General features: G+C 33.0%; 12 protein-coding genes. 4 read left to right on the top strand and 8 right to left on the bottom strand.

The features are described from left to right. Window positions 1–74: 74 nt before the first annotated feature. From WAF17_RS07670 to WAF17_RS07650, 5 genes are all read right to left on the bottom strand, one after another. Window positions 75–470, bottom strand: a complete 396-nt coding sequence (locus tag WAF17_RS07670; protein ID WP_338768372.1) for a hypothetical protein — start codon at window positions 468–470, stop codon at window positions 75–77. Window positions 471–600: 130 nt separating this feature from the next. Beyond that, a complete protein-coding gene (locus WAF17_RS07665; RefSeq protein WP_338768369.1) occupies window positions 601–1503 on the bottom strand; it encodes a MerR family transcriptional regulator in 903 nt (300 codons plus the stop codon). A 178-nt stretch (window positions 1504–1681) separates the two neighbouring features. Beyond that, window positions 1682–2671 carry a succinylglutamate desuccinylase/aspartoacylase family protein gene (locus WAF17_RS07660; protein ID WP_338768367.1) on the bottom strand — a complete coding sequence of 330 codons (990 nt, stop codon included), beginning with the start codon at window positions 2669–2671 and terminating at the stop codon, window positions 1682–1684. A gap of 109 nt (window positions 2672–2780) precedes the next feature. After that, on the bottom strand, window positions 2781–3752 hold the full coding sequence (locus tag WAF17_RS07655; protein WP_338768364.1) for a transketolase family protein: 972 nt from the start codon (window positions 3750–3752) through the stop codon (window positions 2781–2783). A 201-nt stretch (window positions 3753–3953) separates the two neighbouring features. Then, a complete protein-coding gene (locus tag WAF17_RS07650; protein ID WP_338768361.1) occupies window positions 3954–4676 on the bottom strand; it encodes a hypothetical protein in 723 nt (240 codons plus the stop codon). 125 nt (window positions 4677–4801) lie between these two features. Between WAF17_RS07650 and WAF17_RS07645 the strand changes: the two genes are divergently transcribed. Beyond that, the gene (locus tag WAF17_RS07645) at window positions 4802–7351 is read left to right on the top strand and encodes a T9SS type A sorting domain-containing protein (protein ID WP_338768359.1); all 2550 of its coding nucleotides are present in this window, start codon (window positions 4802–4804) and stop codon (window positions 7349–7351) included. 87 nt (window positions 7352–7438) lie between these two features. Here the strand turns inward: WAF17_RS07645 and WAF17_RS07640 are convergent, their stop codons facing one another. From WAF17_RS07640 to WAF17_RS07630, 3 genes are all read right to left on the bottom strand, one after another. Continuing rightward, window positions 7439–8203, bottom strand: coding sequence for a superoxide dismutase (locus tag WAF17_RS07640; protein ID WP_338768357.1), 765 nt, complete (start codon window positions 8201–8203; stop codon window positions 7439–7441). Window positions 8204–8308: 105 nt separating this feature from the next. Continuing rightward, window positions 8309–10201, bottom strand: coding sequence for an ABC transporter transmembrane domain-containing protein (locus WAF17_RS07635; protein ID WP_338768355.1), 1893 nt, complete (start codon window positions 10199–10201; stop codon window positions 8309–8311). Between the two features lie 182 nt (window positions 10202–10383). Next, on the bottom strand, window positions 10384–13695 hold the full coding sequence (locus tag WAF17_RS07630; protein WP_338768352.1) for a T9SS type B sorting domain-containing protein: 3312 nt from the start codon (window positions 13693–13695) through the stop codon (window positions 10384–10386). Window positions 13696–13985: 290 nt separating this feature from the next. Between WAF17_RS07630 and WAF17_RS07625 the strand changes: the two genes are divergently transcribed. The 3 genes from WAF17_RS07625 to hutU all read left to right on the top strand — a co-directional run bounded on the left by WAF17_RS07625 (window position 13986) and on the right by hutU (window position 18552). After that, on the top strand, window positions 13986–15875 hold the full coding sequence (locus tag WAF17_RS07625; protein ID WP_338768349.1) for a tetratricopeptide repeat protein: 1890 nt from the start codon (window positions 13986–13988) through the stop codon (window positions 15873–15875). A gap of 92 nt (window positions 15876–15967) precedes the next feature. After that, the gene (locus WAF17_RS07620; RefSeq protein WP_338768347.1) at window positions 15968–16753 is read left to right on the top strand and encodes a LytTR family DNA-binding domain-containing protein; all 786 of its coding nucleotides are present in this window, start codon (window positions 15968–15970) and stop codon (window positions 16751–16753) included. Between the two features lie 128 nt (window positions 16754–16881). Further along, window positions 16882–18552 (top strand): urocanate hydratase, encoded by a 1671-nt coding sequence (gene hutU, locus WAF17_RS07615; protein WP_338768345.1) that lies wholly within the window; start codon window positions 16882–16884, stop codon window positions 18550–18552. Window positions 18553–18616 lie beyond the last annotated feature (64 nt).

The following is an 18616-nucleotide window of genomic DNA, read 5'->3' as shown; positions in this document are numbered from 1 at the left end:
TTGTATCTAAACATAAAAAAACGAGCAATAAAAATATCTTTATTGCTCGTTTTTAGCTTTATTATCTTAATTTTTTAAGCTCCTACACCTTTAAACCATTCTTGAAACTGCTCTCCTACTATAGGAACAGGTTTGCGTTCTCCGTTTAAAGCTCCTATAAGTCCCATTATCCAAAAAATAACTAGTCCAATCAAAATAATTGGAGATGCTATCCAGCCCAGTAAAGGAATAAATCCAACTACTGTAGAACCAATACTTAAACATATTAGCCCTAACATTTGACGAACATGATAATTTACATATTCAGACTTTATTTCTTGATTTTGTACAAATGCAACAATAAAACCTATAATGGTAATGTAAGCAATAATGCCATTTGATTTTTCTTTATCAGAAATAGATATACTTCTTTCAGTAGTTGTTTCTATATCTGAAAAGTTTTTTGATTGTCTTGATTCTTGAGATTCCATAACAATTGAGTAGTTTAATTTTTGAAATTAGTAAAAATAAAATTTGGTTTTCACTTTAATATACAAAAATAATACCTCAAAAGGCTCATAGATAAGACTAAAAATTTAGATTTAATAGATAATTCCAAATTTATTCAGTGGCTCTATCTTCTGCATAAGAAATCAAATCTTGTGGTTTTTGTAAAATATGAACATTTTTAGAAGTCTTATAATCTTGTCCCATTACTTGAAAACCAGAAACTAATACATCAGCATCTGGAAAACGCTCACCAATCTCAAATAGGTATTCTTCTACGGCATTTGCACTTGGAGAAGAGGTAATAATAGTTACTAAAGTAGCTGGTTTGTGAGTAGCATGTACTTCTTGTAAATCTTTCAAAGGAAGGTTTTGACCTAAATAAATCACTTCATTTCCTCTTACTTTCAAAAGGTAATAAGAAAATAAAAGAGAAATTTCGTGAAGCTCTCCACTAGGCAAAAATAGAATGTATTTTTTTCCTGTTCCAGAAGATTTATCTCTATATTGTCCATCTATTGCTACAATAATTTTCTGACGAATAAGCCCTGTAATGAAATGTTCTTGTGCAGGATTAATGGCATTTGTCGTCCAAAGCATTCCTATTCTACTCAAGAAAGGATAGATAATGTTTAGCATTGTTTTTTCAAAGCCAAACTGTAAAATACTTGTGGACATGATTCGTTCAAACTGCTCTTCATTAATATCAATAGTAGCTGCCGTAAGTGCACTAATCTGTGATTGATAATCAGAGGTTCTTGAGAGGGTTTCTCTTACTTTTACATAAACCTCGTCTTCAGACATTTTGGCAATCTTCGAAATACGAACTCCATTATTATTGAGCAATGCCACATTGAGCATATATTTCAAGTCTTCGGAATCGTAATAACGAATATTTGTGTCTGTTCTTTTAGGAGTAACAAGTTCATAACGCTGCTCCCACATTCTGATGGTATGCGCCCTAATGCCTGTTAGATTTTCTAAATCTCGTATCGAATAAGTATTTGTATCTCGCACAATCTATAAATTTAATATAAGTAGAGTAGGTTATTATATAAAGTAGAATTGATATACTAACACAAAAATACAAATTTTGTTTAATAAGGCTGCTAAAATACTCAACAAAAAACCATATATGTTTATCTCTATATTGAAGAACACAAACTTTTTCATCAAAAATAATAATTTAGATGACCTAACTTGTTTTACCTAAGTGAAAAATAGCATCACCTTGATTAACGACTGCTTGATGATTGATTGCAACAATATGACATCTTTGTTTGCAAATAATATCGTGATGAAGTTCTCCAAAAGGGTCTGTCAGACTTCCAATAACCTGACCTTCTTCTATCATCGAACCATTCCTTACAAATGACCTAAAAAGACCTGAGAATTTGGCTCTCATCCAAGAACTACGTTCTAAAATAACAGGTTCTGTAATTCTGTCTGCACCACGCATTTTGAGCATATCTTCTTTATCTATCATATTCAAATGGTGCATCAAACGAACTGCTCCACGCATTCCTTCTTTTACTGGCGCACGATTTAGACGTTGGGATTCTCCTCCTTCATAGACCAAAATAGATTTTCCCATTTTTTGGGCAAGACCACGAAGCGACTTATCTCTTAGTTTAGAGTTAAGGATAAAATGAGGTGCAAAAGCACGAGCATACTCTTCATTATTACCCTCAGTGAGCAAACAACGAAGCTGCGAAAAGTTATTTATTCTTCCTCCTCCTGTATGAAAATCTAATCCTAAATCAATATGAGGTAATACTTCATTGGTAAGTGCATGAGCTACACGACTAGCAAGTGAACCTTCTTTACTCCCTGGAAAGCTTCTATTAATATCTTTTCCATCAGGAACTTCTCTAGAAAAATTGAGAAATCCATAAATATTCAGAAGAGGAATAGCAATGACAGTTCCACGCTTGGGGACAATTAGTTCCTTTGAAATTAGCTGCCTTATTATTTCAACTCCATTTATTTCGTCGCCATGCATTCCTGCAATAAGAAGCAGTGTCTTTCCAGGTTTTTTAGAACGATAAACAAAGACAGGTGTATCAATAGAAGTACGTGAAGGAAGTTTTGCAATATTGAGGTTGATTTGCTTTTCTTCGCCTACTGCTACTGCAATACCATCGATAACAATATCTTTGTGGTAATTTGGAAATTCGTCTTTCATGTAGTTCGTGTATTGTATAAAAAGTAGTTTTTACAAAAAAAGGCAACTTATTTCAAATTGCCTTTTTTATATAGAAAAATAATTTCTTTCAGTAATAATAAAGATAACCTTAAACGGTAGCTAATTTAGCTTTACGTTCTAAGACAGCTTTTGCTTTTTTGATAATATCACTTGAAGTAAGTCCATATTTTATCATTAGTTCGTCTGGAGTTCCACTTTCTCCGAAACTATCATTTACACCTACAAACTCCATTGGAACAGGATTATTCATAACTAAAGTTTGTGCAATACTACTTCCCAAACCACCCATAATTTGATGCTCTTCGGCAGAAACAGCGCATTTTGTTTTCGAAACTGATTTCAAAATTGCTTCTCTATCCAATGGCTTTATTGTATGAATATTAATTATTTCGGCAGAAATTCCTTCTTTCAATAATTCTTCATGTGCTTGGATAGCTTCCCAAACTAAATGACCTGTTGCAAAAATAGTAACGTCTGTTCCTTCTTGTAGAGTGATTGCTTTTCCTATCTCAAATTTTTGGTCAGTAGGCATAAAAACAGGCACTTTAGGACGACCAAAACGCAAATAAACAGGTCCTTGATGGTCTGCAATTGCTAAAGTAGCTGCTTTTGTTTGGTTATAATCACATGGGTTAATTACAGTCATGTGAGGAAGCATTTGCATCATTCCAATATCTTCCAAAATTTGGTGTGTCGCTCCATCTTCGCCAAGTGTAATACCTGCGTGAGAAGCACAAATTTTGACATTTTTACCTGAATAAGCAATTGACTGACGGATTTGGTCATATACTCTACCTGTTGAAAAATTGGCAAAAGTTCCTGTAAATGGAATCCAGCCACCGATAGTAAGACCTGCTGCAATACCCATCATATTGGCTTCTGCAATGCCAACTTGATAAAAACGCTCTGAAAACTGCTTTTGAAAGTCCCCCATCTTGAGTGAACCAATAAGGTCGGCACAAAGTGCAACTACTTTAGGATTTGTTTTGCCTAGTTCTGTAAGTCCGTCGCCGAAACCCGAACGAGTATCGTTTTTCTTTTCGAAAGTATATTTTTTCATGTCTTTAAAACAATGATAGAAGTGATAGAAATAAGAAGAAAATTCTATTTATAAGACAAAGATAAACGGTTTTGAAGTAAAATGCTAATGAATTGAGAATTGGAACATGGGAAGTAAGAACTGGGAACTGGGAATGAAAAAGGAAAATAGGAATTTCCATGTCCCAATATCTAATTCCTAGTTCCTCGTATTTCTAAGTCCTTATTCTAACCACCTTTCTACCTGTATCTGCCCTGCCACTCTGTATTTTGATTTCCTTATAGTATTCGAACTAAAAGCCATTTGATTTCTAACTCCTTTCAAAATTCCATTTGAAGAATGAATAAAATGAGTAGAGCTTCCATCAATAAATAAAAAACCTGTATGCGTATCTAATCCTAAAATATAAATTCCGTCGCCCATTTCTTCTACTTCTTCCATAAAATCTCCAAAATCTGCATTGACTTTCAGTTTTATAAATTTCTTATCAACTGTTTTTCTGATGAGTGTTTCAGAAGCTGCTTGAGCCATTTTTATTCTTTCAATCGGATAACCCAAATCTCTCAAAATGGTAGTTACAAAATATCCACAAGCTATTTTTCCTTTGCCCGGTATTTGTGTCGTTCCCGAATAGCTCCATTTTGTTCCATACCAATACTTACAAACCTGCTCAAAACTATTTTCAAATATTTTTTGTGCTTTTTCTAAAATCTTTTCTTTTTCTGAATCTGTCTTAGCTTTTTTATACTCTTTTTTGAGAGCATCTTGTTTTATTTTTATTTCAGAAAGCAAAATTTTGTAATCAGAATAAGAATAGTACCAACGATAAAAAGGAGTTTGATATTTATAAGGAGAAAGGTAAAAACCAATGGCAGCAGCCACTAAAGCAAACAAAGAAAGCCTTATTAACCATCTGAATAAGAAGTGTTTTATACGTTTTAACATGTTTTTTTGAGTTGAATAAAATGTAAGAAAAGTAAGTTGTGAGAAAAAAGTATAAAAATGATGCAACCTTTTTCATTACTTGTTGGGTCTTCATTACAATATACAACTTAACCCTTTTTATTCATATGAATTATTCTAAATCTATCCAAAAGTATTTCTTAATACTAATTTTTTCAATCCTTACATTTCAATCTAGTTTCTCACAAACTATAAGTCCTCCCTTTCAAGAAGTGTCTGCTGTACCTATTAACGGAAGCAGTGGAAGCGTGTTTTTTGATATAAATGCTACTGGAGAGTGGTTTCTTAATAGTAATAATGCTAATGTACATTTGTTAGGTAGTGGAAATGATGTCTTTAGATTTGATTATGGTTTGAATGATACACCAAACGATCGTACCTATACACTTAATTTGTACAATACAGCTACAGTACAAGGAAGCGTATCATCTGTAACTGTAACTCCTAATATTATTACCTTTCCCCCAAATGTGACACCAGATTTTGGATTTTTAGAAGCTAATCCTTATTTTTTTGGAGATCCTCTGATTCCTAGTTACATATCTGCAACTTTTCAACAAGTAAGTGGAAATGATTATGAAATAATTGTAAATATAATCGAAGCTGGATTAGGATATACAGAAGCTCAATATCCTATTCGTTTAGTAGGAGGAGGAAGTGATGCTAGTATTGTTGCCACAGGATTTACTCCTGCTATATTTAGAGCAGATGAGAATGGAGAGCTTGTTTGGAATAATAACAATGGAACAAAAACTTTATTTACAAATAGGGCAGGTACAGATAATGAAGTGCAATATTCAGGAGGTGAGGCTTATGTGTTACCACCAAACATAGAGTTAATAGGCTGGTCAAGTTCTTTACCTACTCCGATATTTGAAACAGAGGTTATAGATGGGGTTGTTAATTCAGTTACTATCTTGCCGATAGGAGGATTCACACCAAATGCAGAATATGCTTGTACAATTAATATTGTTCCTTCATTTACAATAGATGTAGAAGCAATAGTCAATATAGATAACCCTACTACAAACCTTACTCCTGTGAGTAGTGCTGTTGTTTCTCAGCTAGGAAATGAAGAGTATTATTCAGTAACTGGAAAAGTATTTAGAGATATGAACGGAAACCAAGTACAAGATAGTGGGGAAGAAGGCATTGCAGGTGTTTTTATAAATAGTAGTAGTGTTCCCTACTCTTGTGTTTATACCGATACAGAAGGCAATTATCAATTAAATTTTCCTCGTGCTTTTGGGAATACAGTTATATTTTCTCCTCAAATAACAGAAGCTACACCAACAGAGAGAACAGTAACATTATCAAATGCCAATCCATCAGTAACAGAACAAAACTTTGCTATTGGAGCTACTGGAGGAAGAGTAGGAGGAATTATTATCTCACAAGAAGGAGCTAGAATATTACCTAACCAAAACTATAATTATCAGATTTTATTAGACAACCCTACTAATTCTGCTCAGACTATTTCGGCTACTTTTACGCCTGATAGTCGTTTTGAGATAGTGAGTAGTAGTGTAGATTTTGGCGATAATAATCCTGCTTCTTTTTCAGTTGATGTCCCTGCTTATTCTAATCAAACGATAGATGTCGTTTTGGAATCTAATGAAAACCTTACGAATGGAGAATTTATACGACACAATCTTGCCATAAACAGCCCAACAGGAAGGTATAACGAACAGACGCAGCTTACACAGCAGATAGATGAAAATTTAGAAGCAAACGATTTGAATTTTTCACTTTTATCTACTCCAATACTGACACAAGAAGAAGTTTCGGCAGAAAATGAATTTACTTATCATCTCTATAAGGGAAATAATGCTCCAGAGCAAACAGCTTATACAGAAGTTGTAATTTATCTGAATGAAGATGCCGATATGAGTAAATTTGACATCTTAAAAAGTAGTTTAGAGTTTAGAAACGTCAGAGTATCAAGTAGCAAAACAATTCGTTTTGATTTGAAAAGTAATCCAAGCGAAGCAACTCCTTTTTCACTTTTATTTGATTTAGTAAGCGAACAAACTGATTTACGTGTTTATGCACTTCTGAATTATTACAACGGCTTTGGAAATATTATTTCCTCTGATATTTCTTCTATTATTGAAACCAAAATAGATAGTAATCCTAGCCCACAGCAGCTTATCGGCATTTTTAAGTCAGAGGAAGGCAGTGAGTTGAGTTGGGTAGCAAATGATGGTTTTTCAAACTTTGTTGTTTCAAGAAAAAGTGAAACCGAAACTGAATTTAAAGAAGTAGCTCAACTAGGTGGAACAGAAAGAAACTGGTTAGATACGCAAGTAAGTCCAAGCACGTCGTACACGTATAAAGTACAAGGAAAACACGATGCTGCTGAATCTGATTTTTCTAATGAAGTTATCGTTCAGACAGATGAAACCATCACAGCTATTAATGATAAGCAAAGTAGCAGAATAACACTTTATCCTAACCCAAGTGAAAATACTATTTATTTTAGAGGAACAGAATCACTTTCTATTTCTCATATTGAGATTATAGATTTGTTAGGAAATAGAATTATTAAAGCTACAAATTCATCAAATTTGGATATTAGTAACTTGAAAAGTGGAATGTATGTCGTACGTTTTGTATCTGAAAAAGGTATATTTACAAAGACGTTTTGTAAAATGTAAGAATTATATTTCAATTTGATAAAAAAAAGACCTTTCATAAAACTAATAATTTTATGAAAGGTCTTTTTTGCTTTGGAAAATTCTAAACTAAGCATTAAAACGCTCTTCAATTTTTTCCCAGTTGATTATTTTATAAAAATTCTCAATGTATTCAGTACGCTTGTTTTGATAGTTGAGATAATAAGCATGTTCCCAAACGTCAAGCCCTAGAAGTGGTGTACCAGTCTGCTCGGCTAGATTTTTCATTAATGGATTATCTTGGTTTGGTGTAGAAGTAATAAAGAGTTTTCCATCATTAGCCTTACAAAGCCACGCCCAACCCGAACCAAAGACTCCTTTTGCTTCTGCCGTAAATTCATTTTGAAAAGCTTCGTAAGAACCAAAATCTTTTTCTAAAGCTGCTTTCAAGTTATCTGTCGCTACTTGATTTTTTGGCGATAAAGATTCCCAAAAAAGACTGTGATTGTAATGTCCACCTCCGTTATTACGAACGGCTGTGTCGTTATCTGATACATTTTCTAATATTTCTAATAGATTCTGATTTGCAAAACCAGTTCCTTCAATGGCTTTATTGAGTTTGTTTACATATCCTTGATGATGTTTACCATGATGAATTTCCATTGTTTGCTTATCTATATTTGGAGCTAAAGCAGCAAAATCATAAGGCAAAGCAGGAAGCTCAAAAGGAGATTTGAGTGTAAAAAGTCCATTTTCAGCTAAAACAGCAGTTGTATCTGCGCCAGTAATAGCATCTGTTTTTTTGGAAGAATCACAAGCCGAAAGAGGATTCAAGATAATTCCGATAGTGGCAAGTCCTGCCGTTTTGAGAAAAGTACGTTTGTCCATTGACATAAAAAAATAGTTTTAGAGTGTAGTTGTAATTTATACCTTACTAATTCAATTCGTATTGAAATAGTTTTGAAAATTTACTAACAAGATATAAATTTTTCTTACAAACTAAACTTCTAAAAGCTGCAGACGAACCAGTTGATTATATGTTCCTTCCTGATTTACCAAACTCTCGTGTGTTCCTTGTTCGCTGATTTGTCCGTTTTCGATGACATAAATTGTATCTACCTTTCTAATGGTAGCCAAACGATGAGCAATAATTATTGTAGTTCGGTTTTTCATTAATGTATCTAATGCTTCCTGTACCAGTTGTTCAGATTCGGCATCTAAAGAACTTGTCGCCTCATCTAAAATCAATATTTTTGGATTGCGTAGAATAGCTCTTGCAATAGCAATTCTTTGACGCTGCCCTCCTGAAAGCTTTACGCCACGTTCTCCTACCAATGTTTCTAATCCTTCTGGGAAAGTTTCAATAAACTTAAAGGCATTTGCCTGTTTTGCTGCTGAAATAATTTCTTCTTCTGTTGCTGTTGGTTTTCCGTAGGCTATATTTTCTCTAATTGTTCCTCCGAAAAGCAAAATTTCTTGGGGTACAATTCCGATAGCAGAACGATAAAAACTCAAATCATACTCTAAATTACTTTTTCCATCAACTTCTATTGTTCCATTTTGTGGTTCATAAAAACGCTCTAAAAGCTGAATAATCGTAGATTTTCCTGCTCCACTGTGCCCAACTAAAGCAATTTTTTCTCCTGCTTTTATCTCAAAATTAATTCCTTTCAAAACTTCTACATCAGTACGTGTAGGATAAGAAAAACGAACATCTTTAAAAGAAATATCTCCTTGAATAGGCTTTTGATTTGTACTAGAGTTTTCTGAATTATAAGTTACTTCTGATTCAGAATCTTCTCCTAGTATTTCTAAAACTCGTTCTGATGCTCCAATTGCTTTTTGTATTTGTCCATAAATATTTCCTAGCCCTCCAATAGAACCAGCAATAAACATAGAATAAATAATAAATGAAATTAAATCTCCAGAAGTCAAATCTCCTGCTGCCAGAAGAGTTGCGCCATACCAAAAAACAGCTGTAATACTTCCAAAAATGGCAAAGACAATAAAAGAAACAAAAGCACCACGGTAGGTAGCTGCTTTAAGAGCTGTTTGTACGACGACTTGTTGTGTAGAAGAATATCTTTTTGTTTCGAAAATTTCGTTAGTAAATGCTTTTACCGTTGCGATAGCTTGAATTGTTTCTTCAACAATAATATTTGAAATGGCGAGTTGGTCTTGTGTTTTCTTGGAGAGTTTGCGAATAAATTTACCAAAAATAATTGCTCCAATAATTAGGACTGGCATTACGCCTAGCATAAAAAAAGTAAGTTTTGGTGTCTTGAAAAACAAAATTCCCAAACCAACAACAAGCGTAATTATCTGACGAAAAAACTCTGCTAAAGTAACCGAAAAAGTATCTTGAAGAAGCGCAACATCTGCCGTAATTCGGCTCATAAGTTCTCCTGAACGGTGCTTGTCATAAAAGCTCATTGGCAAAGACAAGTATTTTTGATACAAAGCCTTACGAATATCAGCCATTGAATATTCACTTACTTGAGCAAATAAATACACTCTCAAAAATGAAAAAATAACTTGAATAACAATCACGACAAGCAAAGCCATCGTAATTTGATTAATGCTATCCAACAAAAAACTCTCATCGCCTGTCGCTACATCAATTAGATTTCCTGTAAGCTCTGGAAATGCCAAAAGCACCACACTAGATAAGAAAAGACAAATCATTCCACTAAAGAAATATCCTTTGTAGGGCATCATGTATTTATAAATACCCATTAAATACTGAATACTTTCTTTGTTGAGTTTTCGTTTTTTGTGTTCGTCTTCTTTATTTATTTCTTTAGCATCTTTTATAGATTCTTCTTGGGCAGATTCAGTTTTTTCTGATTGCCCATCGATATTTATATTTTCTTTTCCGTTCGTATTTTTCATAGTCTGTTTTAAAACGATAGTACGTTTGATTTTCGAAACGCAAAGATACGGTTTTTGTTAGATAAGTGCTAACTGGATATTTTTCCACACAAGGTTTTCTCATAAAAACTATTATCCCCTTTTATGAGTTTTTAGATGGAGATTGTTGGTGTCACTATCGATAAAACACCAACAACGGCATTTTATCGAACAATAGCTACATGTCCTGTAATTGGTTTTAATGAATCACTAATTCTTATTCTATAATAATAAGTTCCTTCGGCGAGTTTCATTCCATTCAAAAGTGCGTCCCATTCTTTTTTGTAACCTTGCTTTTGAGTGAAAAGGATTTTTCCAGTTCTATCAAAAATTTCTACATCAGCAGTTGGATAACGCTCTAAAAATGGAACTTGCCACGTATCGTTCGTGCCATCATTATTTGGCGTAAATGTATTCGGAATCCCAGCAAAACAATCTTCGTTAATTTCTATAAAAACCGTATCAGCCGAACACTCATCAGCTTGATAGACAATTTTATACGTTCCCTGCGAAGACTTATTCAAATAAATTTCTCCACTCAAGGAATCTAATTCAATTCCTGTATCATCTGTAAAGAAAAATCCGTTCTGTACACCCAAAATTGCAGGTTTTGGATTAATTTCTAGTTTGCAATAACTTTCATAATCGTACATAAAACGAGAATCAACAGGTTGCTGACGAATCAGAAAATCAGATACAGTAAGCTCACAGCCATTTGCATCTGTAACCCTAACTTGATACTTGTTATTTTCATTAGGTTCTAAACCCGAAATTTCATTTGTGTTTGATGCAATAGTAGTTCCTTGATATGTCCAAGTGGTTTGATAAGGTGCTGTCCCTCCTTGAATGAATAACGAAATTGCACCATCATTTAATTCTGAATTACAACTCGCTTCTTTTATAATAAAAATTCCTTCTAGCTCTTGAGGTTCTGTAATTTCAATTATTAGTGAATCTTGACAGCCCAAACCATCAATTACGTTTACTTTATAGTTTCCTTTTTTGAGATTTGATAAGGAATTACTTGTATTTCCATTCTCCCACAAAATCTGATAACCATCAAATGCGCCAGTAATTTCTAGTTCAATTTTGCCATCATTTCCACCAAAACAAGAAACATTCGTAGTTTTTGCTTCTACTTTCAGATTCGAAACTTGAATCAAAATAACATTACTATATTTTGCATCACAGAGCGTATCAGGTGTTACTTTTCTTCTAAAATAAGTTGAGATTGATAAGTTTTGAGGTTGATAATTAAGTGAGCTATCCAAGTTTGTCCAGTTCAAACTATCGATAGAAGATTGCCATAAATAAGTATGACCTACAAGTGAAGAATCGCCTGTCAGAAGGCTTGGCACTTCGTCTCTACAAACACGTTGAGACGAAGAAATAATATTATTTTTTACACCAGCAAAATTAATCCTGACAGTATCAACGACTGTACAGAAGCCATTATCTACCAAAACGGTATAAATTCCTTCTTCCGAAATCGTTATGCTTCGTGTCGAATCTCCTGTACTCCATAGATAATCAATTCCCTTTTCGGTAGCGATAAGTTGATACTCAAAGGGTTCGCAAAAAGTAGTGTCTTTGAAGTTTTCGTTTGGGAAATTATTATCAGGAACTGTAAACTCATCAATAACTGCTTTATCAGAAGTCAGAATCAATTTAGGAACACTATCATTTTTTACTTTTACATAATAAGTTCCTGTTTTTTTAGCTGCAAAAACCGAATCTGTTGCATTCTTGATAGAATCTCCATTAAAAAACCATTGATAACGATTATATTTCCCTGTTGTTTGTACGTTCAAATAACAAGGTTGAATAATTGGAATATTTTGTTGAGGAGAGTATATAAAGTTGTCTATTTTATCGGTATGCCCTTCCAAATCCCCAAAAGTCAGTTTATTATTGCTTACATTAACTGTTTGAACTTTTGTTAAAGAATCAATATTTTCTATTGATGTAAACTTATTTCTACTCAAATCTAATGTTCTTAGCGTAGAAGAAGGAACAAAAAAAGAACTCGGTATTTGTCCTTCCAAACTATTTGTAGAAGCTCTAAACGTCTGAATACTACTCATATTTCCTATTTGAGAAGGGAGAGTTCCTTCAAATTTGTTGGCAGAAATATCAAAAGAAATCAGAGAAACAATAGAAGCAATTTTTGTAGGAATATTTCCTTTGAGCTTATTATTATTTAATTTTATTGTTCTTAAATTTCTTAATTTATAGAATTCTATTTCATCAAAATCTTCTAAATCATTAAAGGATACATCTAAATAATTTAGGTTAGGAAAAAAATCAAAAGAATAGACTTCTCCAATCTGCCCACTAATTAAACCTGTATTGAAAAGATTGTGAGATAAATCCAAATATGTCAGAGAGTTTGGAATATTCAGACCAGTAGGTAAAGTATCCTCAAATTTATTACGAGCAAGAATTAATATCTTTAAAGTAGATAAGTAATAAAGTCGTATAGGTATTTTCCCTTCTAATGAATTATTAGACAAGTTACAATTTACTAGTTTAGACAAATCAGCTATTGAAGGAGGAAGTTCTCCAATAAGTTTGTTGTTTTGTAATAAAAGCGTTTGAAGGTTTTTTAGCTTTGAAATTTGTGTACTGATATAAAGCTTGTATTCATTATTTGAAATATCTAAATAAGTCAGTTTGCTCAAATTATACAATGAACGTGGTAATTCTCTATTTCTTCCCAATCTGTTTGAAGCTGCTGACAAAATCCTCAAATTTGGCATTACTGAAATAACTTGTCCTAAATCAGAATCAAAAGCATTAGAGGCTAAATAGAACTCTTCCAAAGCAGTTAGTCGTCTCAATGTTGTAGGTAAAGCTCCAGAGAAGCGACACGATGAAATATTTAGTTTTTTTAGGTTTCTAAAATTTCCAAATTGATTTTGCATTGTTCCAGTAAAGCTATTTGAGTTAATATATAATTCTTGCAAATTAGTCAATAAGAAAAAACCTGTCGTATCTGAAATAGGCGCAGTAAATCCATTTTGAGCCATATTTAAATAAGTTAGTTGGCGCATTTGCCCAAACATAGAGGGAACATTTCCATAGCTAGATTTATAGTTGGTGGCTGCCATGCTAAAAACTGTCAGTTTAGTAAGCATAGTAAGCATCTCTAAAGAACCTGTCAGATTATTAGAAGAAATATTCAAACTTCTTAATTCAGAAAGGTTTCCTAAAGAGTTCGGAAGGCTATCAGTCAGGTTACGTCTGCTTAAATTAAGACCTACAACACGCTGATTTTGTACTGTTACGCCATTCCAAGTCGTTATTTTTTGGTCTAATTTCCAAGTATTTGACCAACTAGCACCGTTAGTAGATTCATAAATATCTACTAAAATTAAAGAATCACTCTCTATAACAGTCCTTTGAGCAGAACTATGAAGAGAAAAATAAAGGTTAAAAAATAATGCAGCCAAAAGGGTAAATAAATATTGTTTCATTTTTGCATTGTGTAGAAAGGGGAAAACAAAGTAATTAGTTGATAGGATTAGAGAGTAAAAAGTGTCTGTTTGAACGTAACTATGAACGTAAAAACAATAATATTACTACGTTTGTAATTTTTAAGAGTATGTTGCAAAATTCCCACCACTATTTAACAACATATAAGTGTTATACTTCTTAAAAATATAATTTTTTTGTTAAAGTCAGAAAGGGGACGGAGTTTGTGTGAGTTTGCAACTAAAAAATTCTATATTTGTTAAAAATATTTAATCACTATTTATTGAACATTATGATTGTTTCTTTTTTAAAAAAACTACTACTACTTTTTTCATCATTATTTTTATTTACGGTTGTTTATGCAGATGATGATTTGAAAGAGCAAAAAATGACTCAATTTCAAAAAGATTCTATTTATATTTCAACAGAGCTGATGAAGGCTCAACAATTAGCTTATCCAAAACCAGATTCGGCAGAATTAATTATAAATGAAGTAATAGCCTATTCTAAAAAAAAAAACAGTGACTTTGGATTAATGAGTGGTTATCTTACTTTAGGAATAGTAAAGTTTATTCAAGAAGACTTAGAAAAATGTAAAGAATACCTAGAGACTGCATTAGAATTATCTAAAAAGTTGAAGAATGAGAAAGCTAAAATTAGTATTCTTAATAACTTAGGTAATTATTATTATAAAAAAAATATTTTAGATAAAGCATTAGATTATTATTTAGTTTCTCTAGAGTTAGATAAGAAACAGCCAAAAGCAGAACTAGCTACTTCCTATATCAATATAGGAATTTTATATAAGAAAATGAAAGCTTATACAAAAGCAGAAGAGTATTTTTATAAGACATTTTCTGCTTATTCAAAAGTTCCAAAAATCACTTCACTTTATAGTTATATGAATTTAGCAGAACTTTATCAAGAAATAGAAAATTATGAAAGAGTTTTATCACTTGCTGATACTGTTTATAAGTTAGGAATTCAAACAAAAATGCAACAAGGAATAGGCGCTTCATTTACTTATAAAGCAACTAGTTTATATGAGTTTAAAAAGTATCATAAAGCATTAGTGTCTATAGATAGCGCACTTGCTTATTTCCCGAAAAATGCTCCTCAACGTTATAAAGTTCTCTTAGACAAATCAAAAATATTGATAAAATTAGAGAAATATGACCAAGCTGAGAGTATTCTCTTAGAATTAACACCTGTTTTAGAAGAATTTTTAGGGAAGAAAAAGGTTGCGTTATTATATCTTTCTGAAATTTATAAAAAGAAAAACCAGTTTGAAAAAAGTCTAGCATATTTTGAAAAATATAAAGTAGCTGATGATACGCTTAAAGTTCAAGAACAAAGACAAGAAGTAGCAAACTTATTTGTAAAATATGAAACTGAAGAAAAAGAAGCTGCTATCCAAAAGCTCAATCAAGAAGCTAAGATTAAAGACTTAGAACTCAAAAACTCTTATTATATTATTGCTGGTTCGGTTGTTTTAGGTTTCATAATTCTTATTGCTGTTTGGATATTCTTTAGACAAAAAAATATCATTGATACTTTTGAAAAAGAACAAGCAAAGCTGCGTTGGCGAAGAGCGCAAATAAATCCTCATTTCTTTTTTAATGTTTTATCAGCTATTCAGATGCTTGTGTATGAACAGCAAACTGAAAAAGTGAGTAAGTACATTACAGGTTTTTCGTATCTGATGCGCCAAGTTTTGGAAGGCTCAAATCAAGAAAAAGTATCATTGGAAGAGGAAATAAAATTCCTTACTACTTATCTTACCCTAGAGAAACTTAGTCTTGATTTTGATTTTGAGATAATTGAAGAAGCACAAAATCAAGATGAAGAATTAGAAATTGAAGATATTTTTATCCCTACAATGCTTTTACAGCCTTTTGTAGAAAATGCCATCGAACACGGACTCCGAAAATCGGATAAAGAAAACAAAAAACTAGACATAAAATTTATTGAAGTCAATCAGCACACATTACAAATTTCTATCAAAGATAACGGAGCAGGAAGGAATCAAGAACGCAAGAAACAACATATTTCAAGAGCCTTAGAAATTACTCAAGACCGAAAAAAACTGATGAAAGATGTTTTTGATTATGAAATAATAGATAATGTAGATAGCAACCAAAATTCTTTAGGCACAGAAGTTATCTTTACAATCAATATTTAATTTTACCAAAGCAGATATTTCTTTTTTACAAGTATTTTTACAAGTAACTTGCCATTGTTGGTATCTCCACCAATGATATAATCTTTAAGAAAATGGATATTTTTATCGTCGATGACAACCCTTCTATTCGTCAGTTTTTATTAAAAGTCATTCCTACTTTATCAAAACAATACAAAATCATAGGAACAGGTGCAAGTGTTTCGGAAGCGTTATTGTTATTGGAAACTCAAAAGCCTAATTTATTGATTTTAGATGTTGAGTTACCAGATGGAAAAGGTTTTGATATTCTACAAAAATTAATTGATAAAAAAACTTTCAACGGCAATGTAATTTTCATTACAGCACACGATCATTATGCCCTACGTGCCATAAAATATAGTGCTTTGGATTATCTTCTGAAACCTATTGACCCAGAGGCACTCAGAGAAGCACTTCTAAAAGCTGTAAAACAAATTGAAGACAAGCAAATTCTTCAAGATTTTACCAATCAAAAAATAGGAGTTTTAAAACAAAACTTGGAAAACGTAGAGCAAAATGAGAATAGCACACAAGAACAAAAAATAGTTCTTTCAGATGCAGAAAAAATATACTTGGTGGCTATTGATGAAATAGTTCGCTGCGAATCAAATGGAAATTATACTTCTTTTTATCTGACTGAAAAACGAATAATTACTATTTCACAATCTATAAAAGTTTTTGAGCAGATGCTTCCTACAAGTATTTTTTATAGAGTACATCGTTCGCATTTGATTAATCTTAACTTCTTTGAGTTTTTAGATAAAAAAGATGGAGGAACAATTCATCTCAAAGATGGAAGTTTGTTGCCCATTGCTATTCGTCGAAAGGAAGATTTATTAGAAAGATTGAAAAGACGTTAGTATCAAAAGTTTTCTATACGATTTGAATATTGTAATTTATCAGTAAAAAAAGTAAATTAGCTTTATTTGAATAATTATTTATACTGTTTTTACAAATCGTAATTTTTAATTCGTAATTCGTAATTGACATGACCATACACAACGCAACCGAAAAAGGCGCAACGCCCACAGGAACAAAACTAAATACAAATGGATGGCAACAAGAAGCTGTTTTGAGAATGCTCTACAACAATCTTGACCCAGATGTAGCTGAAAGACCAGAAGACTTAGTCGTTTATGGTGGAATTGGAAAAGCTGCAAGAAACTGGGAATCCTTTGATTTGATTGTAAAAGCACTCAAGAATATGAGTGATGAACAAACACTTTTAGTTCAGTCTGGAAAACCTGTTGCCATTTTACCAACTCATAAAGATGCTCCTCGTGTCTTGATTTCAAACTCTATGCTTGTTCCTCGTTGGGCAACTTGGGATCACTTCAACGAATTAGACAAAAAAGGTTTGATGATGTACGGACAAATGACAGCAGGTTCGTGGATTTATATCGGAACACAAGGAATTGTACAAGGAACGTACGAAACGTATGCCGAACTAGCAAGACAACATTACAACGGAACATTAAAAGGAACTTTGAACGTAACAGCAGGACTTGGAGGAATGGGTGGAGCGCAGCCACTTGCCATCACAATGAATGAAGGTGTTTGTTTGGCTGCCGAAGTAGAAGAGTGGCGAATTGATAAACGTTTAGAAACTCGTTATTTAGACGAAAAATATTTTGATATTGATAATGCGATTGATGCAGCATTAGAATACAAAAAGGAGGGAAAGAATAAATCTATTGGTGTTGTTTGTAATATCATTGATTTACTTCAAAGATTAATTGATAGAAATATCACACCTGATACGCTTACTGACCAAACTTCTGCTCACGATGCTTTAAACGGCTATTTCCCAGAAAACATGAGCGTAGAAGAAGCCAACACACTTAGAGATGCAAACCCAAAAGATTATACCGAACGCTCACTAGATACAATGGCACATCACGTAAAACAAATGCTAGAATTACAAAAGCGAGGTGCAATTACGTTTGATTATGGAAATAATCTAAGAGGACAAGCAAAAGACCAACGAGATGTAAAAAATGCCTTTGATTTCCCTGGATTTGTTCCTGCTTATATTCGTCCTTTGTTTTGTGAAGGAAAAGGTCCTTTCCGTTTTGTGGCTCTTTCAGGAGATGAGCAAGATATTTTTGAGTGTGATAAAGTATTGTTAGAATTATTCCCTGAAAATGAATCGTTGCACCGTTGGATAAAAATGGCACAAGAACGCATTGCTTTTCAAGGATTACCTGCTCGTATTTGTTGGTTGAGTTTGGGAGAAAGACAAAAAGCTGCTTTAGCATTTAATGAGCTTGTCAAAAATGGAACGCTAAAAGCTCCTATCGTAATTGGAAGAGACCATTTGGATAGTGGTTCGGTGGCTTCTCCAAACCGAGAAACCGAAGCGATGCTAGACGGTTCGGATGCTGTGGCAGATTGGCCTGTCTTGAATGCACTTATCAATACGGCTGGTGGTGCTACGTGGGTTTCGCTCCATCACGGAGGAGGCGTAGGAATGGGATATTCTATTCACTCTGGAATGGTAATTTTGGCAGATGGAACAGAGGAAGCACACGAAAGACTAAAAAGAGTGTTGCACAACGACCCTGCTATGGGTGTACTTCGCCACGCAGATGCAGGTTATCAGAAAGCACTAGACTGGGCAGAAGAATTTAATCTGAATTTGAAGAAGAATTTGGGATAATTGGTTTTATATTTTACAGGGGGAAGAAGATGATTCTCTTCCCCATTTTTCACTTTTTTTAATT

Source organism: Bernardetia sp. ABR2-2B (genome assembly GCF_037126435.1).
Classification (GTDB): domain Bacteria; phylum Bacteroidota; class Bacteroidia; order Cytophagales; family Bernardetiaceae; genus Bernardetia.
The sequence above is the reverse complement of the archived record's forward strand: the minus strand, read 5'-3'. Positions and strand labels throughout refer to the sequence as shown.

What these genes read in the sequence shown, in the direction of transcription:
- WAF17_RS07670 (WP_338768372.1), bottom strand. Translation starts at nt 470, where the DNA reads ATGGAATCTCAAGAATCAAGACAATCAAAAAACTTTTCAGATATAGAA.
- WAF17_RS07660 (WP_338768367.1), bottom strand. Translation starts at nt 2,671, where the DNA reads ATGAAAGACGAATTTCCAAATTACCACAAAGATATTGTTATCGATGGT.
- WAF17_RS07655 (WP_338768364.1), bottom strand. Translation starts at nt 3,752, where the DNA reads ATGAAAAAATATACTTTCGAAAAGAAAAACGATACTCGTTCGGGTTTC.
- WAF17_RS07650 (WP_338768361.1), bottom strand. Translation starts at nt 4,676, where the DNA reads ATGTTAAAACGTATAAAACACTTCTTATTCAGATGGTTAATAAGGCTT.
- WAF17_RS07645 (WP_338768359.1), top strand. Translation starts at nt 4,802, where the DNA reads ATGAATTATTCTAAATCTATCCAAAAGTATTTCTTAATACTAATTTTT.
- WAF17_RS07640 (WP_338768357.1), bottom strand. Translation starts at nt 8,203, where the DNA reads ATGTCAATGGACAAACGTACTTTTCTCAAAACGGCAGGACTTGCCACT.
- WAF17_RS07635 (WP_338768355.1), bottom strand. Translation starts at nt 10,201, where the DNA reads ATGAAAAATACGAACGGAAAAGAAAATATAAATATCGATGGGCAATCA.
- WAF17_RS07630 (WP_338768352.1), bottom strand. Translation starts at nt 13,695, where the DNA reads ATGAAACAATATTTATTTACCCTTTTGGCTGCATTATTTTTTAACCTT.
- WAF17_RS07625 (WP_338768349.1), top strand. Translation starts at nt 13,986, where the DNA reads ATGATTGTTTCTTTTTTAAAAAAACTACTACTACTTTTTTCATCATTA.
- WAF17_RS07620 (WP_338768347.1), top strand. Translation starts at nt 15,968, where the DNA reads ATGGATATTTTTATCGTCGATGACAACCCTTCTATTCGTCAGTTTTTA.
- hutU (WP_338768345.1), top strand. Translation starts at nt 16,882, where the DNA reads ATGACCATACACAACGCAACCGAAAAAGGCGCAACGCCCACAGGAACA.